This window comes from Singulisphaera rosea (genome assembly GCF_054877945.1).
On the sequence record NZ_JBTYIP020000007.1, the window covers coordinates 169,259 to 194,922 of the forward strand.

At 64.5% G+C, this 25,664-nt stretch carries 20 protein-coding genes and 1 pseudogene; 12 read left to right on the forward strand and 9 right to left on the reverse strand.

Features of this window, described 5'->3' with window-relative positions; all coding sequences use genetic code 11:
- The first annotated feature begins 37 nt into the window (after positions 1 to 37).
- Positions 38 to 880 carry a ThuA domain-containing protein gene (locus ACYOEI_RS15100; RefSeq protein WP_462850340.1) on the forward strand — a complete coding sequence of 281 codons (843 nt, stop codon included), beginning with the start codon at positions 38 to 40 and terminating at the stop codon, positions 878 to 880.
- Between the two features lie 190 nt (positions 881 to 1,070).
- Here the strand turns inward: ACYOEI_RS15100 and ACYOEI_RS15105 are convergent, their stop codons facing one another.
- Both ACYOEI_RS15105 and ACYOEI_RS15110 read right to left on the reverse strand, forming a co-directional pair.
- The gene (locus ACYOEI_RS15105) at positions 1,071 to 4,061 is read right to left on the reverse strand and encodes a PVC-type heme-binding CxxCH protein (RefSeq protein WP_462850341.1); all 2,991 of its coding nucleotides are present in this window, start codon (positions 4,059 to 4,061) and stop codon (positions 1,071 to 1,073) included.
- Between the two features lie 155 nt (positions 4,062 to 4,216).
- Positions 4,217 to 4,954 (reverse strand): hypothetical protein, encoded by a 738-nt coding sequence (locus ACYOEI_RS15110; RefSeq protein ID WP_462850342.1) that lies wholly within the window; start codon positions 4,952 to 4,954, stop codon positions 4,217 to 4,219.
- Positions 4,955 to 5,409: 455 nt separating this feature from the next.
- Here ACYOEI_RS15110 and ACYOEI_RS15115 point away from each other — a divergent pair.
- Positions 5,410 to 5,802, forward strand: a pseudogene (locus ACYOEI_RS15115) (class I SAM-dependent methyltransferase); the annotation flags it as partial.
- A gap of 259 nt (positions 5,803 to 6,061) precedes the next feature.
- Here the strand turns inward: ACYOEI_RS15115 and ACYOEI_RS15120 are convergent.
- The 4 genes from ACYOEI_RS15120 to ACYOEI_RS15135 form a co-directional block, all read right to left on the reverse strand.
- Positions 6,062 to 6,985 carry a glycosyltransferase gene (locus ACYOEI_RS15120; RefSeq protein WP_462850343.1) on the reverse strand — a complete coding sequence of 308 codons (924 nt, stop codon included), beginning with the start codon at positions 6,983 to 6,985 and terminating at the stop codon, positions 6,062 to 6,064.
- Complete coding sequence (locus tag ACYOEI_RS15125; protein ID WP_462850344.1) at positions 6,978 to 7,904, reverse strand: glycosyltransferase; 927 nt, start codon at positions 7,902 to 7,904, stop codon at positions 6,978 to 6,980. The genes ACYOEI_RS15120 and ACYOEI_RS15125 overlap by 8 nt, the downstream gene beginning before the upstream one ends.
- A 167-nt stretch (positions 7,905 to 8,071) precedes the next feature.
- On the reverse strand, positions 8,072 to 9,292 hold the full coding sequence (locus ACYOEI_RS15130; protein WP_462850345.1) for a tetratricopeptide repeat protein: 1,221 nt from the start codon (positions 9,290 to 9,292) through the stop codon (positions 8,072 to 8,074).
- Positions 9,293 to 9,386: 94 nt separating this feature from the next.
- Positions 9,387 to 11,249, reverse strand: coding sequence for a CRTAC1 family protein (locus ACYOEI_RS15135; RefSeq protein WP_462850346.1), 1,863 nt, complete (start codon positions 11,247 to 11,249; stop codon positions 9,387 to 9,389).
- A 707-nt stretch (positions 11,250 to 11,956) separates the two neighbouring features.
- Here ACYOEI_RS15135 and fdhD point away from each other — a divergent pair.
- From fdhD to ACYOEI_RS15180, 9 genes are all read left to right on the forward strand, one after another.
- Positions 11,957 to 12,808, forward strand: a complete 852-nt coding sequence (gene fdhD / locus ACYOEI_RS15140; protein WP_462850347.1) for a formate dehydrogenase accessory sulfurtransferase FdhD — start codon at positions 11,957 to 11,959, stop codon at positions 12,806 to 12,808.
- Positions 12,809 to 12,817: 9 nt separating this feature from the next.
- On the forward strand, positions 12,818 to 13,198 hold the full coding sequence (locus ACYOEI_RS15145; protein WP_462850348.1) for a DUF7009 family protein: 381 nt from the start codon (positions 12,818 to 12,820) through the stop codon (positions 13,196 to 13,198).
- 517 nt (positions 13,199 to 13,715) lie between these two features.
- Positions 13,716 to 15,815: a hypothetical protein gene (locus ACYOEI_RS15150; RefSeq protein ID WP_462850349.1), complete on the forward strand. Its 2,100-nt coding sequence runs from the start codon at positions 13,716 to 13,718 to the stop codon at positions 15,813 to 15,815.
- A 400-nt stretch (positions 15,816 to 16,215) separates the two neighbouring features.
- Complete coding sequence (locus ACYOEI_RS15155; RefSeq protein ID WP_462850350.1) at positions 16,216 to 16,905, forward strand: HAD family hydrolase; 690 nt, start codon at positions 16,216 to 16,218, stop codon at positions 16,903 to 16,905.
- 101 nt (positions 16,906 to 17,006) lie between these two features.
- On the forward strand, positions 17,007 to 18,182 hold the full coding sequence (locus tag ACYOEI_RS15160) for a glycosyltransferase family 4 protein (protein WP_462850351.1): 1,176 nt from the start codon (positions 17,007 to 17,009) through the stop codon (positions 18,180 to 18,182).
- A gap of 186 nt (positions 18,183 to 18,368) precedes the next feature.
- The gene (locus ACYOEI_RS15165) at positions 18,369 to 19,241 is read left to right on the forward strand and encodes a ThuA domain-containing protein (RefSeq protein ID WP_462850352.1); all 873 of its coding nucleotides are present in this window, start codon (positions 18,369 to 18,371) and stop codon (positions 19,239 to 19,241) included.
- Between the two features lie 280 nt (positions 19,242 to 19,521).
- A complete protein-coding gene (locus ACYOEI_RS15170) occupies positions 19,522 to 20,520 on the forward strand; it encodes an NAD(P)H-dependent glycerol-3-phosphate dehydrogenase (protein ID WP_462850353.1) in 999 nt (332 codons plus the stop codon).
- Positions 20,517 to 21,095, forward strand: coding sequence for a DUF1802 family protein (locus ACYOEI_RS15175; protein WP_462850354.1), 579 nt, complete (start codon positions 20,517 to 20,519; stop codon positions 21,093 to 21,095). The genes ACYOEI_RS15170 and ACYOEI_RS15175 overlap by 4 nt, the downstream gene beginning before the upstream one ends.
- 17 nt (positions 21,096 to 21,112) lie before the next feature.
- Positions 21,113 to 22,327, forward strand: coding sequence for a rhomboid family intramembrane serine protease (locus ACYOEI_RS15180; RefSeq protein WP_462850355.1), 1,215 nt, complete (start codon positions 21,113 to 21,115; stop codon positions 22,325 to 22,327).
- A 25-nt stretch (positions 22,328 to 22,352) separates the two neighbouring features.
- On the opposite strand, the gene ACYOEI_RS15185 is transcribed toward ACYOEI_RS15180, so the two are convergent.
- The 3 genes from ACYOEI_RS15185 to ACYOEI_RS15195 form a co-directional block, all read right to left on the reverse strand.
- Positions 22,353 to 22,991: a PHP-associated domain-containing protein gene (locus ACYOEI_RS15185; protein ID WP_462850356.1), complete on the reverse strand. Its 639-nt coding sequence runs from the start codon at positions 22,989 to 22,991 to the stop codon at positions 22,353 to 22,355.
- A gap of 100 nt (positions 22,992 to 23,091) precedes the next feature.
- Positions 23,092 to 23,796 (reverse strand): UDP-2,3-diacylglucosamine diphosphatase, encoded by a 705-nt coding sequence (locus tag ACYOEI_RS15190; protein ID WP_462850357.1) that lies wholly within the window; start codon positions 23,794 to 23,796, stop codon positions 23,092 to 23,094.
- A 27-nt stretch (positions 23,797 to 23,823) separates the two neighbouring features.
- A complete protein-coding gene (locus tag ACYOEI_RS15195) occupies positions 23,824 to 24,702 on the reverse strand; it encodes an MBL fold metallo-hydrolase (protein WP_462850358.1) in 879 nt (292 codons plus the stop codon).
- 277 nt (positions 24,703 to 24,979) lie between these two features.
- Between ACYOEI_RS15195 and upp the strand changes: the two genes are divergently transcribed.
- Positions 24,980 to 25,612, forward strand: coding sequence for a uracil phosphoribosyltransferase (gene upp, locus ACYOEI_RS15200; RefSeq protein ID WP_462850359.1), 633 nt, complete (start codon positions 24,980 to 24,982; stop codon positions 25,610 to 25,612).
- The last annotated feature ends 52 nt before the right edge of the window (positions 25,613 to 25,664 follow it).

The following is a 25,664-nucleotide window of genomic DNA, read 5'->3' on the forward strand; positions in this document are numbered from 1 at the left end:
ACTTGCCCAATTGAGCTCACATCGAGGACACTCGCCCATGAAGACGCGGATGCTCTTGCTTTCTATCCTCAGCCTCTTTACCTGGCTCGGCGCCTCGGCCACCGCGCAGGCGGCGGATGCCAAGATCGTCCTGATCGCGGGCAAGGCGAGCCACGGGCCGGGCGAACACGAGTTCAACGCGGGGACCAAGCTCCTCGTCAAGTGGCTCAAGGCGATCCCGGGCATCGACCCGGTCTTCGTCGAAGGGGGCTGGCCCAAGGATGAGCACGTCTTCGACGGTGCCAAGTCGGTCGTCTTCTACATGGACGGCGGCAGCGGCCACCCCATGATCCAGGGCGAGCGGCTCCAGGTCATGAAGCGACTCATGGATCAGGGCGTCGGCCTGGTCTGCCTCCACTATGCCGTCGAGTTTCCGAAGGGGAATCCCGGGGACCAGCTCCTGGAATGGCTCGGTGGTTATTACGAGACCCACTACTCGGATAATCCCCACAACGACTCCGAAGTCGTCGCCAAGGAAGGCCACCCGATCTCCAGCGGGATCCGCCCTTTCCACGCCAACGACGAGTGGTACTTCAAGATCCGCTTCCGCCCCGACGACCCCCGCGTCACCCCCCTGCTCGTCGCCAAGTCGCTCGTCGGCCACGACAAGAAGACGTATACCGACCAGGTCGTCGCCTGGACGACCGAGCGTAAGGACGGCGGCCGCTCGTTCGGATTCACGGGCGGACATAACCACACCAACTGGGGTATCCCCCAGTTCCGCTCGCTAATCCTGAACGCCATCCTCTGGACGGCCAAGGTCGACGTGCCTCCCGAAGGCATCAAGGCCGATGTCACGCCCGAAGAGTTGAAGATGAATCTCGACCCGAAGCGGCGTTGAGTCTCCCGGTCGATGGGGTGGGGCCTTCACCACAAAGGCACAGAGACACGAAGGAATTCGGGGGAAGACCCCGCGAGAGGATCGTTCGGTAGCGATCGAGGTAGGGCGTCATCAAAACCGGCCCCGGCTGGCGACATGATCATGTCGCCAGCCGGGGCCGGTTATTTGATAGCGCGTGAATCCAGGGACGTTACCGAGGACCAGGGCTTTGGAGATAGCGAAACAGGTCGCGGATCTGGTTTTCGGGGAGCTTGTCGATGAGCCCTTCGGGCATCAACGACACGGGAGACGGCTTCATCTCTTCGACTTGATCGCGAGGGACGACGGTCTTCTGGCGGTTGCTGTCGAGCAAGGTCAGGGTGTTGGCGGACTCCTCGACGATCAAGCCGGTGAGGATCCGGCCGTCGTCGAGGGCCACGGTCTGCGACTCGTACTCTTTGCGAATCAGGGCGCTCGGATCGACGAGGCTTGTCATCAGGAAGTCGAGGTTGCTTCGCTCGGCGCCGGTGAGCTCGGGACCGATCCGTTCGCCGTCCTCGAACAGGCGGTGGCAGACGGCGCAGTTCTCCTTGAAGATCGGCCGGCCGCGGTCGGGATTCCCCTTGTCGCCTTCGGGCAAGAGCCCCCGGATCTCGGCGATCCGTCGGGTCTTCTCGGGAGACCCGGGCCCGGGGACATGACCCCAAACGCTCTCGAGACGCGAAGTAAGATCAGAGTTTCCGAGTTGGGCGACCAGTAGCGCCTGGGACTGTCGCAGGTCTTTGGGAGAGACCTTCTTCTGGGCCATAGCCTCGAGGAGGGGCTTCGCCCAGGCCGCCCGGGTGCAGAGCAGGCCCAGCACGCGATCGCGGAGGACGGGAGGAAGCTTCGGGTACAGGTCGATGAGGGACGTGGCGACCTCGATCTGGTCGAATCCTCCGACCGCGTTGACGGCCGCGAGGCGGACGGCCTCGCTCGGGTCTCGAGCAAGGACGCCGAGGAGGGCTGAGAGGCCGGCCGGCTTGCCCACCTGGCCGACCAACTCGACCAGCGAAATCCGCTCTGTGGCGGGAGTCGAAGGATCCACGACTCGCGATAGGGCATGCTGATACGCGGGAAGACTGCCGAGTCGGACGGCGAGGCGGACCAGCGACGGGGTCGGCGTCGCCTGCTTCCAAAGTGTTCTTAGCGGGGTCTCCAGCTCGGGGGGAACGGCGGCAAGCTTCCGCCCTTCCAAGCCTTTCTCCATGCCTGAGATCAACGGGGCGACTTCGTTCGCGCCGGGGGCTAGGGACAGGAGCCGGGCGCACGCTTCGAAGTCTTCCGGAGTGGAGCGAGACGCGAGGACGCGGGCGACCCGTTCGAGGACGACGTCACGGACGAGGGTCCGTTTCTGGGTCTCGGGATTTGCGAGCAGGCGAACGACACCGTCGCGGTCGTCGCGCAACTGGCGTTCGAGGGCCCACCAGACCATGAGGGGGATCTGGGAGTCCGTCGCGTCCTCGTCGTGCCGCATGAGCCGGGCGAGGATCGGAAGGGCCTCCTTCGAGGCCCAGCGCTGGCAGCTCGCGGCGAGTTGGCTGCGGACGGCAGGACTCGGATCGGTCTCGGCGAGCTGGATCAGGCTGGCGAGCAAACTCGGCGACATCCGGCGCTCGTCTCCCAGCAGCCGGACGGTCCATCGGCGGACCCCGGCGAGCTCGTGCTCGAGCAGCCCCAAGGCCGTCGAGTCGTCCAGCCCTCCGCTGACGTAAAGGGCCCAGAGGTCGCGGAGTCCGAGTGTCTCGTCGTGATCGTCCTTCAGGTGGGCTTTGAGCGGAGGGATTACGCTCGCGTCGTGTCGCTCGGCAAGAATCCGGCGTGCCTCCCGAGCGAACCAGTCGTTCTTGCTCGTCCGCAAGGCCACGAGCTCCTCGCTCGACTTCTTGGAGAGGTCGAACGGGGCCACCTTCCGTCTTTGCCCGTAGACGACCCGGTAAATCCGGCCGTTGGTGCGATCCCAGGTGTCTCTCGGGTCGAGGTGGGCCGCTCGCCTGTCGTACCAGTCGACGACGTTCACGGAGCCGTCCGGCCCTTCGAGCAGGTCGATGGGCCGGAACCAGGGGTCCTTGGCGTCGATGAGCGTTCCCCCCGTCGACATCGAGTACGTCGAGCCCGTCGGGGCGAGCGGATGCCAGTAGACGGTATTCGACAGGAGGTTGCCGCCGATGAACGCCCCCTGGAATTCGGGCGGATAGGCGTCGGCCTGATAAATGATCCCCCCGGGCGTCACGTGGCCGCCGGGCTTCGTGCCGCGATACTCGAGCGCGTTGAAATAGCCGAAGGAATTGGGGTTATGGAGGGGGCCATGCTTCGCGAAGCCCTTGACGTAGTTCCCCCCCTGCACCATGTGGAAAGTGAAGTAGTGGCCGTTGCTGCTACCGAAGGCGTTGCCTCCCGCATCGAAGTCGAGGCCCCAGGTGTTGCCTCCCCCCTCGGCGAAGAGCTCGAACTGCTTGGTCTTCGGGTGGTAGCGCCAGATCCCTTGCTGGAACTCGAGGCCGCGAATCTTGGCGGTTACGGTGCTCCCCTGCGCCCCGTAGAGCCAGCCATCGGGCCCCCACTGCATCGAGTTCACGGTCGCGTGCGCGTCCTCGAGCCCGAAGCCGCTGATGAGGACCTCGGGGTCGCCGTCGGGTCGATCGTCGCGATCCTTGTCGGGATAGAAGAGGAGGTAGGGCGCCTGTCCGACGTACACTCCACCATCGCCGACCGCGACGGCGGAGGCCAGGTTCAGGCCTTCGAGGAACGTCGTGGCCTTGTCCGCCCGGCCGTCGCCGTCGGTGTCCTCGAGGATCTTGATGCGATCGGCGCCCCTCGGGCCTTTGGGCGGGGGCTCGGGGACGCGGTCGTACTTGGTGCGGAGATACTGGTCGACCGTGACCGGCTTGAGGCCGGCGGGGTTGGGATATTGAAGATACTCGATGACCCAGAGCCTGCCGCGTTCATCGAAGGTGGCGGCCACGGGTTGGCGAATCATCGGCTCGCTGGCGACGACCTCGACGTGGAACCCCGGCGGCACGACCATCCGGGCCGCGGCCTCGTCGGGCGTGTATCCGCCTCCCAAGGCCGCCGGCCCGGCCATCCCGAGCACCCAGGACATCAGAAGCAGGGTTCTCGCGATCGTCGACCGACCAGCGGTCGCGGGTGTTGCGCTGCGCATGGACTCGCCGAACCTTTCTGGGACAGCCTCGAAGTCCGGGCGAGGCGCGGCCCTCGCCCGTCAACACGGTTGTAACACGGCGATCGCGCGAAACCCACTCTCATGTGCAGAGACTCACACAGGATCGACGTCAGTCCAAGTGAGTCCGAACGATGTCAGAAATCCGTGTACGGCTGCGGCTTCTCGACGGACCATCCCCCCTTGTGCAGGAAAAAGTCGCGGTAGAGCACGGCGATGGAGAGGCTGTAGAGCGGGGCCGTCGCGAGGAGCCCTACGACGCAGAAGCAGGCCCCCAGGCCGGAGAGGAACCAGATGGAGATGTGAAAGAGCGTCGCCGAGAGCCACTGGCTCTTGAGCGCGTGCCAGCTCTTCCGGACAGCCTCCACGGGCGGGACCCCGCCATCGACGATCAAGGGAATGGTGAACATGAGGACGCCGAAGATGACGAGCCCCGGGAAGAAGAGCAGGAAAAAGCCGACCGAGGTGGCCAGGCCGTAGAGGAGCGATCCGACTATCAAATCGCCGGCGACGTTGGTCACGCTGAACAACGTCCCCACGTCGAATTTGAGCCCACGGACCTGGAGGCAGGCCAACCGGATCATCCCGCCCACGAGGAATCCGACGAGGATCATGGTCAAGACGGCCGGGATGGCGTGGGTCCCCTGCGTGAACGGAAACCGGAACGCCTCGACCCCCTTCAGCTTCGGGGCGCCGAAGACGGCGAAGACCATGCTCCCGACCATCGAGTAGCAGACGAGCACGACGAGGACCGTGAGTACCCAGGTGCCCCATCGCTGGGTGAAGAGGGTCCAGGCCTCGCTGATGGCGCCGAACCGCACGACGGCCCTTCGCTGCGACCCGTACGCGTTGCGGTCGAATTCGTCGTCGAACATGCTCATGTCGTTTACCCAAAACTCCGAGGGCTTTCGCCGGACAGAGGAACCCTACAGGGTGTTCGCCGAAATCGGACAACGATTTTCGGGTTCCCCGATGAGAGGGACCAAGATACCATCCCGGCGCACCCGGCGGGCCAGTTCGGAGGGCATCGACCGGTAGGGAGGAGCATTTTTCGATGAACGGAAGCATTCGGCTCGTCTGTCCGCGTTGCCGAGGGGCCCTGTCCGGCGGGGGGAACTCATGGTCCTGCCAGGGCTGCCGGTCGAACTATCGGGGGCTCCGAGGCATTCCCGACCTCCGCACGTCGAATGACATCTACCTCGCGAACTCGGCCGACTGGGTGTTCGCACGCCGGCTCGACGAGCGTTTCGATAGCGTGACCTTCCGGGAGTTGCTCGAACAGTACTACGACCTTTCGCCCGAGATCCCGGCCGATCTCCGGCGTCGACAGATGGCGCACATCCTCTCGGCCCCCGAGCGGGCGAGGCATTGGTTGGACGCCGTCGGGCCGACCGGACTAGGACCACTCCTCGACCTCGGCTGCGGAACTGGGTCGTTCCTCGCGACGCTCGGCACCAGCAAGCGGGAAACCTGGGGGATCGACATCGCGCTCCGTTGGCTGCTCGTGGCCCGGAAACGGCTCGACGAAGAAGGGCTGGCGCACGTCCAACTCGTCTGCGGGTGCGCGGAGCGCCTCCCGTTCCAGGACGCCCGCTTCTCGACGATCATCGCCGGGGACGTGATCGAACACGTCACCGATCAGTCCGCGACCCTGGCCGAAGCCCACCGGGTGCTCGTCCAGGGAGGCGGCCTCTTCCTGGCGTCGCCCAACCGCTTCAGCCTCGCCCCCGAGCCGCACGTCCAGGTCTGGGGCGTCGGTTTCCTCCCGCGTCGCTGGATGGAGCCTTACGTCCGCTGGACGCGTGGTGTCGACTTCCGGGCGATCCGGACGCTTGGCTATGTGGGATGGTGGCGTCTGTTGAAGCGTAGCCCATTCGGCCAGGGCGTGGTCCGAGCTCCAGGACTGCCCAAGGCCGAGGTCGCCGCCTTCAGCCCGCTGAAGCGGCGGGTTGCCAAGGCTTATAACGCGGTCATCGGCACGATTATCGGTCAGGCGTGTGCGAGGGGGGTTGGTCCGCTCTTCCACGTGGTTTGCCGGAAGGGGGATGCCTACGCGGCCCCCAGGCCCATCCGATTGACTCTCCGAGGCTCCACGCCGAGAGCAGCCCAACGATCAGGGGTAGGCTCGTAACGAGTCGTCCGACGTAACGACCCCGTGATAATACGACGGTCACCAGTCGGGCGATTTGGACCGCGGCGATTGCCGGGGCCGCGAAGACGGCCGGGATCCGGGTCGCCGGGTGTTGCCGAGCGGCCCGGAGCCGTCCGAAGTCGAGTCCGAACGCGAGTCGCTCGGCAAACGACCGCACGAAGCCGTACCGCCGGACGTGGTAGGCGATCGCTTCCTCGAGGTCGCGAGTCAGTGCGCCCCGAGCGGAAGCCTCGAGGTGGACTTCCGATTCGTGGACCTCGCCATCGGGAGCGATCCCGGGCTCGACGCGGATGGCGAAGTTATTCCCGGCCAACCGGCGAGGGTGCTCCCCCTGCCCTCCGAGGAAAGGCGCGTACTCGCAGAAGAAGACAGCCCATTCGACCGGGGAATTCCCCATGGCAGGCTCCACAGGACCGGTCGCCGCGTGGAGGCGAGGGTCTTCGAAGGCCCGGATCCAGGAGTCGCACCAACCGACTGCGAACGTGCACGAGTCCTCGGTAAAGGCGACGACCGGGGCTCGTGCCGCTTCAACCCCAAGTCCCCGCAACCCAGGGACGCCGGTCTTCGCCGGCGCCTCGATCCAGCGCACTCCCCTGGTGGGACAGGCCGGGAGTGGAAGGTCGCAACCCGCGACGACGATGATCTCGACGCGATCCGTATTCCCATTTCGGGAGAGGCTCGCGAGGGTGCGAGCGACCGCCGAAGCTGAGTCGCTCGCCGCGATCACAACACTCAGCGCGGGTTGGTCACTCAACCTTTTCCAGGCTCGAGCCCGGCCCGATGAGGTAGCCGATCATCTCCCCGAAGGCTCCGACGCTCAGGAACGTGGCCACGAGAGGGGCCGCCATTGCGAACTTGTCGAGATGCCGCCCCTTGCGAAGGACCGTGCGGGTCACGCGCGCCATCAGCATCGCCGGGAGGGCGAGTGAGCCGAAGCCGTAGACGAATCGCTGCGGCCAGGACTGGTCGACCCGTCTCATCCCCGCGTAAGAACGCGCGAAGTGGAAGCGCTGGACGAGGAAGTACCCGAGCTTGAACGTCTTGATATGCTGAACAACCATCGCGTTGGTCGAAGCGATCGGGACGCCGTCGGCGCGGAGGCGGTCGTTGATCCACGACTCCCACTTCCCGTCGGCGAGGACGTGGGCGTGCTTCATCAGGTGGGGCCGCTTGTAGGCGATGTTATTGCCCGGGAGGTCGTTCGAGGCCCCTTCCGCGACCGGCTTCATGTAAGGGGTGTATTCGCAGAAGAAGACCGCCCAGTTGACGAGCCCGCGCTTGCCGTTCTCGACCGCGCCACCCACCGCGGCCCAGGGGCCCTCGTGAGCCTCGAAGATGGAAGCGGCCCAATCCTCGGACACCTGGCCGTGATCTTCGAGGATCGCGACGAGGCGGCCATTGGCCTGACAGACGCCGAGGTGCCGCAGCTTCGGGATCGGCTGGCGTTCGGCTTCGATCACGACCACACTCGGGCGATGGGCCCGGAGTCGCTCGCGGACCTCGCCGCCGATGGCCTCGACGACGATGACCTCCATCCGCCCTCGCTCGGGTTGGGCGTCGAGGGCTTCGAGCGTCGGCTCGAGCACGTCCCACCCGTTGACCGAGGCGATGACGACCGACAAGTCGGCAACCCCGGCGCTCTTCCGCTCGGCCGTCGGTGCGAGGGTAGACACGGAGGATTCCTTTCCCTTCGAGTTCGCGATGCGCCGCCTTCATCCTTGAAGCCGGCAATCGGCCGGGATGGTAACGGTTGCCCCCGGATCGGGCAATCGGAAGTCCGCCGGCCCCGGCTACGTGACGACCGCGTCAACCACCCGAGTCGACTCCGTTCGAACCTGGATCAGGCGGCTGGTTTCCCTTGATTTGCCGCAGCGATGGCGGCGTTGAGACGCGCGATCGCCTCCTGAGCCTCTCGGTCGAGTGGATCGCGCGAAATCGCGAGGTTGTACCAGGCCCTGGCTTCGTGGAGACGGTTGATGGACTCGAACGCGGCACCAAGTTGGTGAAGGAGCTTCGTGTCCTGGCGGTTCCGCTCGACGGAGACGCGTTGCATGAGCGAGCCGAGGATGTCGTGGTTTTTCGAACGGTTGGCGAAGTCCTCGGCCTCGGACTTGTCGCCGACCATGTTCAGGGCGCTGCTGAGGCCGAAGAGGGTATCGCGGTTGTCCGGCTCCGCGGCGTAGGCGGCGCGGAAGTGCTTCAGGGCGGCCTTGCCGTCTCGACGGGTCAACGCGAGCCGGCCCCGGAGCCTGGCCAATTCGGGATGGTCCTCGGGCCCTTCGGCAAGCAGGGCCTCGGCGCCGGCCTCATCACCCCGGTCAAATGCGAGGCGGACCCGGATCGCCCGAGCGTCCGGGTCGCACGCCTCGAGAGGTTTCAAAGTCGCCTCGGCCTGATCTTTGTGTCCGAGTTGGCGCTGGGCTTCGGCCAGGGTGAGCCGGGACCAACGGTCTCCGGGGTCGGCGTCGACGAACTTCCCCATGATCTGGGTGAGCTCGAGAGGCTCCCAGACCGTGTTTCGGGTCAAGCACCAGTGGAAGACATTGTCGAACGTCAGGGGGACGGTTTCCGAGAGCTTGAGGAACTGTTCCCCGAGCGCCTTGCGGCGGACCTGGACCCCGTAGAGGTAGATCAGCTCGCGTCGGGCCTGGACGAGTTTCGGGTCAATCTTCAAGGCCTCGAAGAACGCCTGCTCCGCCGGCCGGGTTCGATGCCGCCGCAGGTCGAGCTGCCCGGCCATCAGGCGTGCTTGTCCCCCGAGGGGATCCTGATCGGGGATCTTCGCGAGGTCCACGATCGCCTCGTCGGCCTGGCCACGTTGCATGGCGATCTGCGACCGAAGCATCCAGTCGTGCGCGGTGGGAGTGCGAAGCCGGGCCAGAGTCGTGACTGCCTGCTCCGCTCGGTCATACGCGCCCGCGCGGAAATCCTCCTCCGCCTTCCTCCAGATCTGGTCGGGATCGACGGGTTTGCGGATCACGAAGGCCCAGGTTCCCACGGCCGAGCCGAGCAGGATCAGTGGGGCCAGCCAAGCGAGGTAACGGCGATCGAAGGCGCTCATCTCGATTCTGCTTCCTCCGAGGGTCCAAGCCCAAAGTGCTATCGAGCGAGTCTCCGCCACCTGGAACCGACGTCCTCCACCCGCCGAATTCCCGTCAAGGGTTGGGCTTTGGGACGGCGGTCGCCTTCGAGTCCCCCGCGGGCTCGACGAACGAGTAACTCTGGTCGGCCTTGAGGTTCTCCTGAGTGGTCACTTCCCCCGAAGGCCAACGGAGGGTGAGCTTCGAGACCTGGGTCGCGGCCCCGATCCCGACCAGGACCCTCGGGTCGTTCGAAGACATCAGGCTATATCCACTCTTGCGCTGACGCTTGATGGTGAGGGCCCCCGCGACCACCTCGATCTGGGTGCCGATCGCGTCGCGATTGCTGCGGGTTCCCCGCAGGTCGAGCCGGATCCAATGGTTGCTCGTCTGGGAGTCGTTTCGCAGAAGGGCGGCCGGGGCATCCTTGTGGTTGACGACGATGTCGATGTCCCCATCGTCGTCGAAATCGCCGAAGGCCGCGCCTCGGCCGACGTGCTTCTGGTCGAAATACGCGCCGGCCGAGAGGGTCGCGAGGCGGAAGCGTTCGCCCTTCTTATTGTGGAACAGGAGTGCGAGTTCCTCGTACTCGACGTTCTGGCCGATGAGTCGGCGATTGTCGTCGACCTGGCCGTTGGCGACGAAGTTGTCCGGCCAGCCGTCGTTGTCGAAGTCGGCGAGCGCGGTGCCCCACCCGACCCAGGGCAAGGTGTCGGACGCGAGCCCGAAGTAGGGCGTCATGTCCATGAAACTCCCCTTCCCCAGGTTCTGATACAGGGTGTTGTACTCGTTGGCGAAGTTGGTGACGAACAGCTCGGGGCGGCCGTCCCCGTTGACGTCCTCGGCGTCGACTCCCATGCCCGACTGCGCCTGACCCTTCTCGTCGTAGGCGGCCCCGGACCCTTCCGTGGCATCCTCGAACGTCCCGTCTCCCTTGTTCAGGTACAGGAAATTCGGGTTCATGTCGTTGGTGACGTACAGGTCGATCTTGCCATCCTCGTTGAGATCCGCGGCGACGGCCGCGAAACCGTGCCCGTCGGAGCGGCCGACCCCCGCGGCATCGGTCACGTCCGTGAACGTGGCATTCCCGTTGTTTCGATAGAGGATGTGCTTGACCGTCTTGATCGACCGGGGCGAGCAGTAGAGCCGGACGTGCTTCTCGCGGTCGCCGCAGAAGAGGTCATCCTCGGGATATCGCCACTCGCCGTAGTTCGCGACGTAGAGGTCGAGGTCGCCGTCGTTATCGTAGTCGAAGAACACCCCTCCGGACGACCAGTTCGGCGCGTCGATCCCGGCCGTTTTGCTGATATCGGTGAACTTCCCGTGCCCGTCGTTCAGGTACAACGCGTTCGAGCCGTAGTTGCACAGGAAGACGTCCTGGTCGCCGTCATTGTCGACGTCGCCGACGACGATCCCGTGACAGAAGCCCTGGAAACCCAGCCCCGAACCTTCGGTCACGTCCTGGAACTTGCCGTTCCCAAGGTTCTTGTAGAGCCGATTCGGTCCGGAGGTTCCGCTCCCCAGGGGGAGGACGGTGGCACTGGCGAAGTACAGGTCGAGATTCCCGTCGCCGTCGTAGTCGAACATCCCGATGCCCGAGCCGTTCGCGGTCGGGAAGTGTTTGTCCTTCGACATCCCCGAGAAATGGACGAAGTCGATGCCGCTCGCCTTGGCGACCTCCTCGAATCGGAACGGGCTCGGCTCGGTCTGCTTCGAGAGGGTCACGGGTGTGTCGCTTGCGTTCGCCATGCGATCACCCTGGACCGTCGTCACCTTGCTGAGCGACTCGATGGTCGCGGCGTTGGTCTTCGTCGAGGCTCCCTTGGAGGGAGGAGTCGAATTGGCACTCGGGGTGGTCGATCCTTGGCATCCGAGGACGAGCGTCGAGGCCATCGCGACGACGACACTTGACAGGGGGCGGCTCCAGGACGAAAGCATTGAGCAAGATCTCCGACGGGAAGACCCGCCTGCAGGCGCGGCTCGAAATCGATTCAACTCGACGACGATGGATGGAAGAACCGAGACCTCGAGGGGACCTCGGCTCGCATGACAGGGAGCGATTCTACCACGCGTGGGGTCACCGGATTCAGGTGGTTCCCCGCCTGCCGACTCGGTTCGTCGCCCGAGCAACCTTGCCGACAACTCCCGAGCGGGCCGACCCGAAGCTCGTCCAAATCCTTAGGATTACGGCTAAACAGGTCGTCGGCCTTTCTTCTCAAGGAGGTTAGGTCGAGACTGGTCTACGTCCGGAACCACGGACTTTCTGGGGTTCCTCCACGTCGAGAGACTTCACGACCGGGATCGTGGTAAAATACCAAGTCATGGGGAGCCGACCCTGACGGCCGAGGAATTTGGCGATGAGGACCGGGATCACGAACTGAAATCGTTTGACTGTTCGTCCTCTCGAAGAATGAAGACATGCGAGAGCGAGAGCTATCGACGTCCGGCCTCGACCGCCACCCCGGCTCCATCAGGGACGACTCGGTGCGCTTCGAGTGGAAACACGACAATCCAACCGGCAATCCCGCGTGTCACATCCTGCCCGGATCGAACGTCCTCCGCCCGATCGGCCCGGGCCGTGTTCAAGATGAACTACCGCCCTTGATGCACGCGAACGTCGAGATCGTCCGGTCGAGGACACAAACATGAGTCGCGCGTGTCAGCGGTCGGGCATTGCGAGCGTCGCGGTCGAATGTGTCACGGGTTCGCATTCCACCCAGAGGGACGACGAACTGTCCGTCGAGGAACCGCTGGAGATCCGGGTCGTCGACGGCCAGGGCCAGCTCAAGCCCCTGGCGGTGACGATGCGGACGCCCGGCGACGACGAGTATCTCGCCGTCGGCTTCCTGCTCACCGAAGGGATCGTTACGAATCGCGACGAGATCGAAGGCGTGCGACGGCGAGGGTCGAATGCAGTCGAGGTCCGACTGCGGCCCGGCGTGATCCTCGACTCGGCCGGGCTCGACCGGCACTCCTTCATCTCGTCGAGTTGCGGCGCGTGCGGTAAGCGGACGATCGCGGCGGTCCGCGTGGCGATTCGTCACGCGATCGCGCCGGGGGTGCCGCGGCTCGCACCCGAGGTCGTCCACGAACTCCCCGAGGCCTTGCGGACGGGACAATCGGGGTTCGCCCGAACGGGGGGGATCCACGCCTCCGGCCTCTTCGACACCGAGGGCCGGCTCCTCGCCCTTCGTGAGGATGTGGGCCGGCACAACGCCCTGGACAAGCTCATTGGCGCCGAGCTGCTCGAGGGACACCTTCCGCTCTCGGAACGAATCGTGCTGGTCAGCGGCCGAGTGAGCTTCGAATTGGTGCAGAAGGCCGCACTCGCGGGCGTGCCGGTACTCGGCGCCGTCGGGGCCCCTTCGAGCCTCGCGGTGGAGCTTGCCAAGGAATGTGGGATGACTCTCCTCGGCTTCGTGCGCGACTCGCGATTCAACGTCTACGCCGACGCTGGGCGGATCGCCCCATCGAGCACGGACGCACACTCCGTTTAGGAGACACCTATGAAATTGCGTATCAAAGGCAATTCGATCCGAATCCGACTGGATCGGAGGGACATCGAGCGGCTCGTTCGAGAAAGCCGCGTCGTCGACGCCATCAACTTCGGGCCGGGTCTGGAGTTCTCCTACTCCGTCGAGGTCGCCCCGACCCCACGAGAACGGCCCGAGGTCGCTTACGGCGAGGGGAGGATAACCCTCCGAATCGACCCCGCCGACGCAATCGAGTGGCTCGAGGGCGACCGCGTCGGCTTCGATCACAAGCAGGCCGTGAACGGCGGGTCCATTCGTGTCCTGCTCGAAAAAGACTTCGCATGCATCGATCGACCCGCCGGTGAGGAAGACGACGACGCATTCGCGTTCCCCAACCCGTCGCTTACCTGTTGATGCGAGACTCGTCCTGGCCTGCGCCTCTCCCAAGGAAATTTGCGGATGCCACTTCGTCGTCCGCGATGACGCCGAGTCCGTGTCACCCTCCCTCTCCGGATCCAAACTTAAACAAGGTCAATCGACCGATTATTCTCGGCCGGCCGCCCCACGAAATTCCGGAACCAAATGAGTTGCACTGGTTCAAACGGATACTCATTTCAAATTAGGCAGATTTCGCAGAAAGCGTAAAAGAGAACAAGTGCCATCTCCTTCTGAGATCGCAACCTTGGTATTCTCGAGGCTTGGCACCGACTTTGCCGAATGTGCGGCCTGACGTCCGTGATGTGAACCCTTGACGTGCACAACGGATGTTAGCGACCAGTCCTCGCCATGATATCGAATAAACGGTTTTCACCATGGGCTTTGGTTGACTGGTGAGGATTTGCGGTCAAGACATGATCGATTTCGGGGCGATAGGCTAGTACATTAGGCGGAATGGCCCCACTTTGGGCGTCTGCGACAACTGGGAGGACGCATGCGATATCGCGGGATCGGGAATTGGGCCTTCGCCCTCAGCATGATTGGGGCTGGCCTCGGTGCCGCCCCCGCGGCGCCGAGTTATCAGGAGGTGGACCGGACGATCGGGCGGGTCCGTACCGCCTGGGCCGTCCCCGGATCTTCGGACCCGAACGCGCCGGGCTGGAACGCCTTCTTCGACGCCCTAAAGAAAGAGCTTCAGACGTACTCGACCGTCTCCGACGCCAACAAACAACTCGTCTCGCTGAACAGCATCTACAAGATGTCGACGGCCCTCGAGGGGGTCGCCTGGCCGCCGGCGCAGGAGCTTCGGGAAAATCTCCGAATCTGGCTCCGGCCTCGCGTCCGGCTTGCGTGGGCCTCGCGGAGGCTCACCGACTCGATCAACGCGCTCACGAGCACGAACGATTCGAATATCAATAGCAATCGCGAGCGCTGGATCCGGTTCGTCGAAAACGACCTCGGGGCGTCGATGCGTCGTTACGACGCCGCGGATACGGTCGCGAAACGGCTCGAAGGGCTCAAGGGGATCTACGGGTCGCTCGCGTCCCTCCAGTCGGGAAACCAGTCGCGGCCGTGGGTCCCGTCGATCGAGCTCGAGCGGGCGTTGAATGACCTGTACAACCTGCCCAATCTCGACATCTCGGCTGACGTGGCGACGCTCAGCCCCGTGCTGTCCAACGACCTCATCCAGTCGGGGCCGATCTATCGCAAGGGGTATGTCTCCCAGGTCACCGCGGGCCCGAAGACGGGATTTGGATTGCTCTGGAGCGACCAAGGGATCGCGTTCTACAACAAGCAGATCGCGACCAGCGTGACGCCGATCACCGACTTCCAGAACCAGATCATGAACGACCCGAAGGGTCGTCGTGCGGCCAAGCTCTACTACTTCTCCGCGACCTCCCAGGACGTCAGCGAGACGACCGTCGTCGCCGTGCTCGGGCCCAACGGGTTGCAGCTCGGCCCGCAGTATACCCACAGCACCGACGCCTTCATCGGGTCGATGAAGCAGAGCGGAAAAGGCCTGGGCCGTTTCATCGCCTCGATCGTCGGCTTCAACCAGCAGAAGATCACCCAGAAGGTGTACGAGGGGGCAATCGGCAAGATTCGCGAGAACGTCGTTCAGGAGGCGGCGGAGCTCGGCGGCGAGAAGATCGCCGAGGCGGCCGCGGAACAGAACGCGAAGATCGCGAGGTTCTTGATCGGCAACAACGCGCTCTCCCTTGGGAACCTGCTCATCACCGGGCTGAGCCTGAGGTCGCGCCCCGAGAACGCCCTGATCGGCGGGACGATCCAGTGGCGTGGTGCTCTCGACCAGATCGGTGCCTATGAACCCCAGCCTTCGCGTTTCGGTACGCCCGCGTCGGGCGTCTCCGCCGACCTCCACCTCAGCTCGATCATGACGAGCTTGACTCGGGGCTACCTCCAGAGTGACGCCGTCAAAGATTTGCACAACTTGATGATCGTCACCAAGAAAGTCCCCCCGAACACGCCCCCGCGCGATGGGATCATCGTCTCGAAGAATGCCGACTATCCGACCTATTTGAAGGCCGTGGGCGATGCCCGTGCCGCCAACGACCCCAAGGTCCTGGCGGTCCGGGTCAAACGACCGGGCCACTCGCCCGAATTCGCCGCCGACGCCAACGGGCACCTCGTGGCACTCGTCCACGACTTCCAGATCGAAGTCCCTGCCCCGCCGCAGGCCGCCAAAGGCGGGCTCTTCGGACCGCCGTCGCAGGTCTACCGGATCGAGGCCCCCCGCGCTGAGTTCGTGATCTCGTTCAAGGTCACGCCCGATACCCAGACGTCGCCCGTCCGGCTCTCGGGTCGGATCGAGTCCTTCGACCCCGGTCCGAACGCCCGAGTCGTCTCGGTGAACGAGGATGAGGCCAAGGCCCAGCCGCTGACCGCTTTCGCCGGCACGTTCGTCCTCAACTTCTTCAAGACCAAGCTCCAGGGCCAGCCGATCGACGTCCCCCTCAGCAACCTGCAACTGAGGGGCTTCGCGATCCGACAGGTCTCCTCCCTGGATCCGTCCGGTTGGATTCGCGTCAACCTCGAGCGCACCTCCAACAGCCCGGCCGCCGGCATCCAGTAATTCCCGGAATCTCGCGAGTCCTGGGCTAATCAACCTTCCGGCGCCGTCTCATCAGCGATGGGACGGCGTCGTTGTTTGTTCCAGCCCAGGACTCGCCCCTCACAAGTCTCCGTCTGTTCGCTTCGACCACGAACATTCACGAAGGGCGGCCCGAGCATCCTCCGGCCTCTTGAACCCATGACAAAAGTCCACTAAATTCGGTCGATGCCGGCTCATCGCCCGGTACGCGACGAACCCAAGGGCCCGCGACGGCTTGAGGTTAGCAAATCGTCCCATCCAACTTCACGGGATGTTCAGACCCTATTCTTGATCACCTCATTACCTTTAAAATCTTCATGAATGCCGTTGCGACGGACTGTGGTCCGAGCTCCAGCAACTTACGTCGATGAGGACTTTTCCCGTGCCCGAGGCTGATGCACCGCTCCTCGCGATCTTCGACCACGACGGCGTGATGGTCGACTCTCTTGCGTTTCACCAGGATGCCTGGGTCGAGCTTGGGCGACGCACCGGCCTGGCCATCACCCCCGAGTTCATCCACGAGACGTTCGGGATGACCAACCCGAGCATCTTCGAGAAGCTCCTGGGCGACTCGCTCAAGGCCGAGGAGGCACGCCGATACTCCGACCTCAAGGAGGAATGTTACCGGGAGCTCGCCCGGGGCCAGATCACCCTCATCGACGGCGTTCGCGAGCTGCTCGACGGGCTTTCCTCGACCGGGTTTCTGCTCGCGATCGGCTCGAGCGCGGTGCGGCCGAACCTCGACATGACGGTGGACTCGTGCGACCTGTCGGGCCGGTTCATCTCGATCGCCTCGCTCGAGGACATCGAGAGGGGCAAGCCCGACCCGCAGGTCTTCCTCGTCGCCGCGAAGAAGGCCGGTGTCGACCCGTCACGTGCGGTGGTCTTCGAAGACGCACCGGTCGGCATCCGAGCGGCCAAGGCCGCGGGCATGCGTGCCGTGGGCTACACCTCGAGCCACTCCGCGCGGATGCTCTGGGACGCCGGCGCCGATGAAGTGGTGGAAACCCTCTGCGGCTACGACGTCGAGGGCCTCGCCCGCCGGCTCACCTCGTCACAGGCCAATTCCTGATCACGTCGACGCATCCGCAGTCGTTCCAGTCATCGTGTTGGTTGGCGAGAGGTTCGTTCACCCCGGCTTCAGTCCCCTCTTTTCGAGGACGTAGACGTCGCATGCGGCCGCTCCGAATCGTTCTCGTGATGATCGAGCCTCCCCTCCCGTTCGGGAACGCGGCGGCGCGCTGGTTTTACGTTCTGTTCAAGGGCCTGGTCGAGCGTGGCCACCGGGTCACCGCCTTCGCCGCGTGCGGGAAGTCGGAGGACATCACCAAGGCCCGAGAGCTTTTCCCGGAATCCCGCTACGACCTCCGGCTCTACCCGTTCCCGAAGCGCGCGGGCCTGCGGGCCAAGTGGGACACGGCGACTCGCCCGTTCTCTTATATGTTCGGCGACGAATTCCGGTACGATCTGAATTCGGCCCTGGCGGAGGGATACGACGTCCTCCACCTCGAGCAGCTCTGGAGCGGCTGGGTCGGACTCGACCACGTCGACCGGACGCTGGTGAACGTCCATTATCTGGCGTGCATCGACCTGGCCGAGCGGCAGCCGAAGTCGTTCTTCCAGGCGCTCGAACGCCGCCTGATCTTCCGGACCGAGCGTCGGCTGCTGCGCACTTACAAGCATATTCGAACGGTTTCCGAGAGACTCGAGCCGCCGATCCGGGAGATGAACCCCAGGGCGGATCTCCACACGGTCCCACTCGGCCTGGATACGTCCCTTTATCCGTTCATCCCCGACGACCGGAGGTCCTCGACTCCGATCCTGACGCTGATCGGCTCGATGGGATGGGCGCCGAGTTACTCGGCCGCGGTTCGCCTGATGACTCGCCTCTGGCCCGAGATCAAACGTCGGATGCCGGAAGCCCGGCTCCAGATCGTCGGGTGGTCGGCCCGCGAGAAGCTCGGGGAATACATCGGGTTCCCCGACGTCTCGATCGACGAGGACGTCCCCGAGATCCGGCCGTATTTCGAGCGGGCCAGCGTCCTGCTGTACCCCCCGAGCCGGGGTAGCGGGATGAAGATCAAGATTCAGGAGGCGATGGCCTACGGGGTCCCGGTGGTCACGACGAGTGAAGGCGTCGAAGGGCTGCCCGCCCAGGACGGCGTCCACGCCGGCGTTTGCGAAGACGACGCGGGCCTGATCGAGCGGACCGTCTCCCTCCTTCGCGATCCGGCGATGCAGAACCGGCGGCGACACGCCGCACGCGCCCTCATCGAGTCCCATTGCGGGCCCACTCCGACGCTCGAAGGGGTCGAGCGTCTCTACGAGCACATGCTCTCGGGTCGTTGACGAGGCCGCGACACGTCTCGTTTCATCGACTCGGAAGTTTCACGAGGCTCTCGACTGTCTCCGCCCACGTCAGGCCTTCTCTATGGTCCGGCGTAAGTTTGACGGTTAGGATGCGGGGCGATGCAACGCTTTCGGTCCTCCGACCCCTCGACGGGGTCGGTTCCGATCAGCCTGGAGTGTCGTCACATGAACCTGAATCGTCGTCAGATGCTCTTCGCCACGGGTGCCGGCCTCCTCGGACACGGGGTCCTCAGCCAGGCGATCGCGGCGCCGAAGCAAGCCCCGAAGAAGGTCCTGTTCTTCACCAAGAGTGCCGGCTTCGAACACTCGGTCATTGCCCGGAAAGAGGGCAAACTCAGCCTGGCCGAGCGGATTTTGACCGAAGCCGGGAAAGAGCACGGATTCGAGGTCGTCGCGTCCAAGGACGGCCGCCTCTTCGACCCCGACAAGATCGGTGAGTGGGATGCCTTCGCCTTCCAGACGACCGGAGACCTGACCGAGGCGGGAACCGACAAGACTCCCCCGATGTCGAAAGACGGGAAGAAGGCATTCCTCGACGCCATCCGAGGGGGCAAGGGCTTCATCGGGATGCATTGCGCCACCGACACGTTCCACAGCCAGGGCGACACGGTCGACCCATACATCGAGATGATCGGCGGCGAGTTCATCATCCACGGGGATCAACAACTCGCCAAGCTCGACGTCATCACCCCACAGTTCCCCGGCGTCGAGGCCTTCGGCAGCAGCTTCAAGATCAACGACGAATGGTACGCTCAGAAGAATCTCGCCGACGACCTCCACGTCCTCATCGCCCACGACACAAGCGGGATGACCGGGCCGATGTACCAGCGGCCGAACTTCCCCGAGACCTGGGCTCGCATGCACGGCATGGGGCGAGTGTTCTACTCGTCGATGGGACACCGCGAGGACGTCTGGGAAAGCCCGCTCTACCAGGGGCTGTTGATCGGGGCGTTGACCTGGGTCACGGGGAAGGCCCAGGTCAGCGTCGAGCCCAATGTTTCCAAGGCCACCCCGGGCTATAAGACGCTCGGCAAGTGACCTCGAAGCGAGCCGACTGACGCTGTTTTCGCAGGTATCACTCGATGGTTTGGCCCGGTCGATCCAGAAGGACCGGGTCAAAGCGTCGGGGACGCGTTCCAACGCAAGAGCGAGTCTCGACGGTTCCGCATCGATTCTGGCTCGAGACCTCCGGGCGTTGCTCTGGCATCGTGTCGTGCGATCGTGGAAAATCGACGCTTGATCGTCGGTGGGGAAACTCGGGGATGAATTCACACTCGCCGACCCATGAAGGCGGTTGTCTTTTGGTACGCGTCGGCATATGAAACGGGTCGCGATCTTGGGATCGGGGGGGATGGGGACGGCGCTTGCGCTGTTATTCTCCCGCTCCGCTCGGTCGGTTCACATGTGGTCCCGAGATCCTTCGCAGGCCGCGGAGATCGGCCGGACTCGGGAGAATGCCAGGCACCTCCCCGGAGTGGCTTTGCCCGCCAACGTCGAGGTCACGCCGAACGCCTGCGACGCGACGGGAGGCGCCGACGTGATCGTTGCGGCGATCCCGTCCGCTTATCTTCGGACCACCCTCGAAGGGCTGACGGAAAGAGTCCCGGCATCGATCCCCGTCCTGAGCGTGGTCAAGGGGATCGAGAATGAGACGTTCGCTCGACCGAGTCAGATCATTCAGCAAACGCTCGGTCCTCGCCCCGTCGCCATCCTCAGCGGGCCGAGCCACGCCGAAGAGCTCGCGAAGGGTCTCCCGGCGTCGGTCGTCATCGCGGGCGAGGACGAGCGGCTCTGCAACCGGGTCCGCGACGCCCTCAACCAGGAGTCGTTCCGCGTCTACACGAACCCCGACGCGCTCGGGGTCGAACTCGCCGGGGCCTTGAAGAACATCCTCGGCATCGCGGCGGGAGTCTGCGACGGGCTTGGGTTCGGCGACAATGCCAAGGCCGCCCTGTTGACCCGGGGTCTCGTCGAAATCGCCCGATTCGGTGTGGCCCTCGGGGCCACCGAGTCGACCTTCTTCGGCCTTGCCGGCGTCGGCGACGTGGTCACGACCTGTTACAGCCCGTTCGGCCGAAATCGTTCGCTCGGCGAGGCGATCGGGCGAGGATCCTCCCTCGACGACGTGCTTGCGGCCATGGTCAACGTAGCCGAGGGGGTGCCCACCACCCGCAGCGTCCATGATCAGGCCGCCGAGCGAGGGATCTCGATGCCGATCACCGACGAGCTCTATCAGATCCTATTCGAACAGAAATCGCCCCTGGCCGCGGTGACCGACCTGATGATCCGACAACCCAAGGTCGAGTGGCAACCATGAGCGACGGATCGGGTCTCGCCGACCCCTGTGGGGTCGCGTTCAAGGAGTGGGCCGGGGTCTGCGAGGCTCTCGGCTCCGGGGTCCAGACGTTGATCCTCCGCAAGGGAGGGATCTCGGAGGGGCCCGACGGCTTTCGGCCCGAACACTCCGAATTCTGGCTTTATCCGACGCACTTGCACGAGGGTCAGCAAGGCCTTCGCGTGCCGCCGACCAGCCCCCAGGGCGATGCGCTGAATCTCGTGGAGATCGATGCCCTCGCTCAGGTCCGGTCGATCGCCTTCGTCGACCAGGAATCGACGTTGGCGGGGCTTCACGAATTCCACGTCTGGACGCAGGAGACGATCCGCAAGCGATTCCACTATCGATCCCCGGGGCTCTGGGTCCTGGGCGTTCGGGTTTATCGGCGACCCTCGGCGCACTCGATTCGCGTCACCCAGGAGCAACTCGGGTGCAAGTCGTGGGTCCCGTTGGATCCACCGCTATCGACCGGAAGTCTTGCCCCAGCGCTCGAAGACGAGGAGTTCGCCAGGCGGATGGACCGCATCCGGACGATCCTCGAACCGACCGAACGATGATCCCCGAGCGAGCGAGGATGATGCTCCGTTTCCTGTACGTCGAGTTCAAGGATTTCCCGGCGACGATGTCGCTTGCGACCGCGTGGGTCGCAGTCTTCCTCTTGATGCTCTCTTGCCGATTCAACGAGCCCCCGCTCCCCTCCGCCGGCCAAGTCATCCTCGGTAACTTCACGGCCGCCCACCGCTTTGGGGACCTCACGCTCGATGAGCTCTTCAGAGGCGAGGTCTGGCGAGCCATGACATGCACGTTCGTGCATTACAATGTCATGCACATCGGACTCAATGTTTTCGGCCTCTACCAACTAGGGTGCGTGATCGAGTCCTGGTATGGTGCCGGCCAGACCCTGGCGATCTATGCCCTGATCGGCGGCGGCGGGAACCTCGTCTCGGGATTGATGAGGTATCTCGTCGGCTCGAATCCCGCGTCTCATGCTGGTGGCGGATCGACGATCGTGCTCGGACTCGTCGCCCTCTGCGCCGTGGTCGGGTGGAGATCGAGGACACGGATGGGCGACTATCTGAAGAGTCAGATGGTCGGAATCCTTATCTTCACCGCGGTGCTCGGGCAAATCCTGCCCATCGTGGACAATTGGGGGCATGCCGGCGGTGCGATCGTCGGCGCCCTGATTGGCTTCGCGCACCGGCGATTAATCCGGACCGCGGAGCGGCCGGTAGGTATCTGGGCGGGCGCATTGGGGTTGCTGTTGATGGTCGCCAGTGGAGCGGCCCAGGTCCGCGCCAACCGCGCCGAGGACCGGATCTTCGGCGAGAGGATCGCCCTCCTCACGAAACAGGTCAACGCCTCGGATCAATTGCACCTCGAACTCATCGGCGTCGATCGCTTTTTCCGCCAGGCCCAGTTGCACGCCCGTTTCGATCCGGCGTCGTTCATCCCGGAATTGATCCCTGCCTCGGGGAGCCCCACCCCACTGGATCGTCGGAGCGACTCGTTTTTGATGCGAGGAGTTCGCGAGCCGACGCTTCGCGCCGAGCTCAAGCGTCAGCTCAATGTCCTCGACCGCTTGGAAAAGGACCTGGCGACGCCCTCGTCGTCCACGGACATCCAGAGACTTCGGGGCATCTTGTCGCATGCCTTCGACCGGCCTCCGTCGCCTGTTGCCCAGAGAGAGTTCCGAACGCGCTGGACTTCGTTATCCCAGCAAGTCCGGCAAAAGAACAACGCGACCCGCAACGAACGTGACGCCCTGGCCCGGGTTCTCCGATCTCAATGAGGCCCGACGCCCTGGCCTGTCCCGTTCAATCCATCGGGCCGCTGGTCTGCCAGGCCCCGGCTCGGTGCCTTGGTCGGCCTTGCTTGGCACGGATGGCGGCGACGAAGTCGGACATCGTGACGACATTGCCCGGGAACTCGGTGTAGTAGCAACCGATGGCGCCGACCTCGTGGCCATCGCTCGAGCCGGTCGCCCCCATCGGGAATTTTCCTAGGAGCTGCGCCGTCTTCGATCGCGTATCGGGCGTCACGTTGTTGCTGACCAGCTCGAGCGAGTCGAAGACGGGCCCCAGTTCGGCGATGATCGCGTCGAAGGGCTGGTCCCAACGATACGGGTGCGCGGCGACGATCGCGGCGCCATGGCGGCGGACGACCGCCACGAGATCGGCCACCCGGATCCCGGGAGGGGTCTCGTCGAGGTTCGGGAGCCCGTAGACGAGGAAGTGCCCCTCTCGTGCCGAGATCTCCGCCCCAGAGAGGACGCGGAGGCCATTCGCCTGGGCCGACAGCTCCTCGAGTTCCTCACGGTGCCACTGGTAGTCGTGCTCGGTGATGACCACCCCGTCGAGACCGACTTCACGGGCGGTCTCGACCAAATCCAGCGGGTCGATGACGCTGTCGGGCGAGTGGCGATTCGTATGCAAATGATGATCGAACTTTGACATAAAAAACATCTTTCAGCACGAGGCCGATCGAGTCACAATCCAACAACGGCTTGAGTATGAACTCCGGTTTTGCGGGCGGGGGCCGTGGCCAGGCGCAGAGCTAAGATCCCGGGTCCGCTTCGACGACCAAGGTCGTTCCGGAGTCGTCAACCCTCAGATAGCTCGACTGCCGATGCCAGCCACCGAGGACGACCAGACGAGTCGGGGACCGAGACTCATCCACAGCCAGGTGGACGTGCCCCATGACGACCAGGTCGATCGTCTTCTCGCGGCCCAGGGCGAATTCGCGGAACGCCGCGAGTTGTCGGGCGTCGTCGGCCGAGCGTCCTCGATCGTTGGACCTCTCGAGGAGGTAGTCCAGGGCCGAAGCCGCGGGCTTGGGACAATTCCGGAACGCCCTAAGGAACGTGGTCCCTTCCATCCAGGCCTTCCAGGCGCTTCGGCCGCAGGAGTGGTGGCCGTGGACGAGGAGTAGCCGCTTTCCGTGAGCTTCGACGACATACGGCTCTTCCACGAACGTGGCATCGAGCGTTTCCCGGTAGAACTCCCCGAGCCAGAGGTCGTGGTTCCCGGCGAGGATCGTCAGCGTCCCCCCTCGTCGGCGAAATTCGGCGGCGGCGATCAGGCCGGGGCACTCGGCCGCGGCGTTCGACAACTGCCTCGAGACGAGCCAGAAGTCGCAGAGGTCCCCGACGATCGTGAGCGAGTCCTGCGGGCCGAGTCGATCGACCCAACGGGCGAACCGTCGACCACGTTCGGGGCGGTCGAGCCGCAGATGGACGTCGCTTGCGAAGTAAGCCGGCACGAGCTCTGATTCCCCTTGGCGTTGCATTCAAAACGGGAGGGTATCGATTTCCAGTCGGCGGGCCGAAGTTCGTCGCCCCTTCGGATCAATCCGCAGGTTCGGATGGGCCACGGATTGGCTCGCGGCGTGAATCTTCGTCTTGTGCCCCTGGGCCCGGACGGCCTCCCGGGCGGTGCCGAGGGCCAGCTTCGGGTGATTGCACTGCTGACTCAGGTGAAGGAGGACGAGGTGGCGAATGCTCCCCACCCCCGACCGCCCCAACACCTCCGACACCAGCGCAGCCCCCTGAGCGTTGGAGAGATGCCCGTGGTCGCTCAAATTCCTCGCGATGAGCGAAACATGTCTCGGCGCCCGCAACTGCATTTCGACGTCGTGGTTGAACTCGATTCCGAGGAGGTCGACCTCGACCAACGCCTCGACGACCCGCATCGACCAGCTCCCGGTGTCGGCGAGATAACCGAGCGAGACCGATCGCCGGCTCCTTGCCGGCTTCAGCTCGAAGCGAAAGCCGAAGGTCGGTCCGTCGTGTCGAAGTTCGAGGGCCTCGACACGGAGCCCGGTGGGGGTCAGGAACGGTTCGTCGTCGTAGTGACGGACCAGCCCCATTTCATCGAGCTCGAGGAATCCGGAGTGCCGCCTGAGCGCCGGCCGATGCGTCTCGTGGCAGTAGAGCGCGATGCGATGGCGGGCCATCATGTGCAGGGTCGCGTTGTTGACGTGATCGCCGTGCGTATGCGTCAAGAAGGCGGCCGAGACCCGACTCCAGGACGACCCGACGCTCTCGAGCCTGCGACCCAGCGCCCTGGGGCCGATCCCGAAATCGATCAGCGTCCCGACGCCACCCGATTGGACCAGGGTCGAATTCCCCTGAGAACCACTCGCTAAGACGGCGAACTGGACAGACATTGCGCCGGGACATCCTCGACCGCGGGATGGGTTCGATTCCGATTCGAATCCTAACTTGAGTGTACGCCAGTCGAGAGATAGCAGCAAGGCGAGCCCGAATTCACCGGACCTGCCCATCGAAGGATTTCGCGTCGAGGAAGGTTCCGCGTTCGCGGGTTCGTTCGTGTTAGGATCGAGGGACGCTGCGATTCCAAAGCCGACGCGGAATCATGCCGAGACGCGATGGTCGCGACCCGTCGGATTGGGTAAGACTTCGACCGAGTTCGAGGAGCCGAGCGTGTCCCTGGTCTTCCCTTCGAAGCATCCTCTGGTCCATCACCAGACGGCCCTCTTGCGTGATTCTCGGACAAATCCCCCCGAGTTCCGTCGCCTCGTGCGCGGACTCGCGGGCCTGCTCGCGGGCGAGGCCACCGCGGATCTCGCCCTGCAGGACGTCCAGGTCACGACCCCGCTCGGCCCGGCCTCGTGCCGGACGATCGCCGAGACGATCGGCATCGTCCCGATCCTCCGCGCAGGCCTGGGCATGGCCGAAGGCGTCCTCGAGCTTATCCCCGAAGCCGAGGTCTGGCACGTCGGGCTCTACCGGGACGAGCAGACTCTGCTCCCCCGACAATACTATTGCAAACTCCCCAAACGGCCGAAGATCACGCTCGCCCTCGTGGTCGACCCGATGCTGGCGACCGGCGGTTCGGCAGTCCACGCCTGTACGATTCTCAAGGCTGCGGGGGTGACTCGACTCAAACTCCTCAGCCTGATCGCCGCCCCGGAGGGGATCGCCAAGATGTCGGAGGCGCATCCCGACATCCCGATCCACATCGGTGCGGTCGACTCGCACTTGAACGAGGTCGGATACATCGTCCCCGGGCTTGGAGACGCCGGCGACCGCCAGTTCGCGACGCTCGGATCCTGATCGACTTCGCGGATTCCGGCATCCCTTCGACGAAGGATTCCGGTTATCCTTC

Coding starts and splice junctions, on each gene's coding strand:
- ACYOEI_RS15100 (WP_462850340.1), top strand. CDS start 38: ATGAAGACGCGGATGCTCTTGCTTTCTATCCTCAGCCTCTTTACCTGG.
- ACYOEI_RS15105 (WP_462850341.1), bottom strand. CDS start 4,061: ATGCGCAGCGCAACACCCGCGACCGCTGGTCGGTCGACGATCGCGAGA.
- ACYOEI_RS15110 (WP_462850342.1), bottom strand. CDS start 4,954: ATGTTCGACGACGAATTCGACCGCAACGCGTACGGGTCGCAGCGAAGG.
- ACYOEI_RS15130 (WP_462850345.1), bottom strand. CDS start 9,292: ATGAGCGCCTTCGATCGCCGTTACCTCGCTTGGCTGGCCCCACTGATC.
- ACYOEI_RS15135 (WP_462850346.1), bottom strand. CDS start 11,249: ATGCTTTCGTCCTGGAGCCGCCCCCTGTCAAGTGTCGTCGTCGCGATG.
- fdhD (WP_462850347.1), top strand. CDS start 11,957: ATGAGTCGCGCGTGTCAGCGGTCGGGCATTGCGAGCGTCGCGGTCGAA.
- ACYOEI_RS15145 (WP_462850348.1), top strand. CDS start 12,818: ATGAAATTGCGTATCAAAGGCAATTCGATCCGAATCCGACTGGATCGG.
- ACYOEI_RS15150 (WP_462850349.1), top strand. CDS start 13,716: ATGCGATATCGCGGGATCGGGAATTGGGCCTTCGCCCTCAGCATGATT.
- ACYOEI_RS15160 (WP_462850351.1), top strand. CDS start 17,007: ATGCGGCCGCTCCGAATCGTTCTCGTGATGATCGAGCCTCCCCTCCCG.
- ACYOEI_RS15165 (WP_462850352.1), top strand. CDS start 18,369: ATGAACCTGAATCGTCGTCAGATGCTCTTCGCCACGGGTGCCGGCCTC.
- ACYOEI_RS15170 (WP_462850353.1), top strand. CDS start 19,522: ATGAAACGGGTCGCGATCTTGGGATCGGGGGGGATGGGGACGGCGCTT.
- ACYOEI_RS15175 (WP_462850354.1), top strand. CDS start 20,517: ATGAGCGACGGATCGGGTCTCGCCGACCCCTGTGGGGTCGCGTTCAAG.
- ACYOEI_RS15180 (WP_462850355.1), top strand. CDS start 21,113: ATGATGCTCCGTTTCCTGTACGTCGAGTTCAAGGATTTCCCGGCGACG.
- ACYOEI_RS15185 (WP_462850356.1), bottom strand. CDS start 22,991: ATGTCAAAGTTCGATCATCATTTGCATACGAATCGCCACTCGCCCGAC.
- ACYOEI_RS15195 (WP_462850358.1), bottom strand. CDS start 24,702: ATGTCTGTCCAGTTCGCCGTCTTAGCGAGTGGTTCTCAGGGGAATTCG.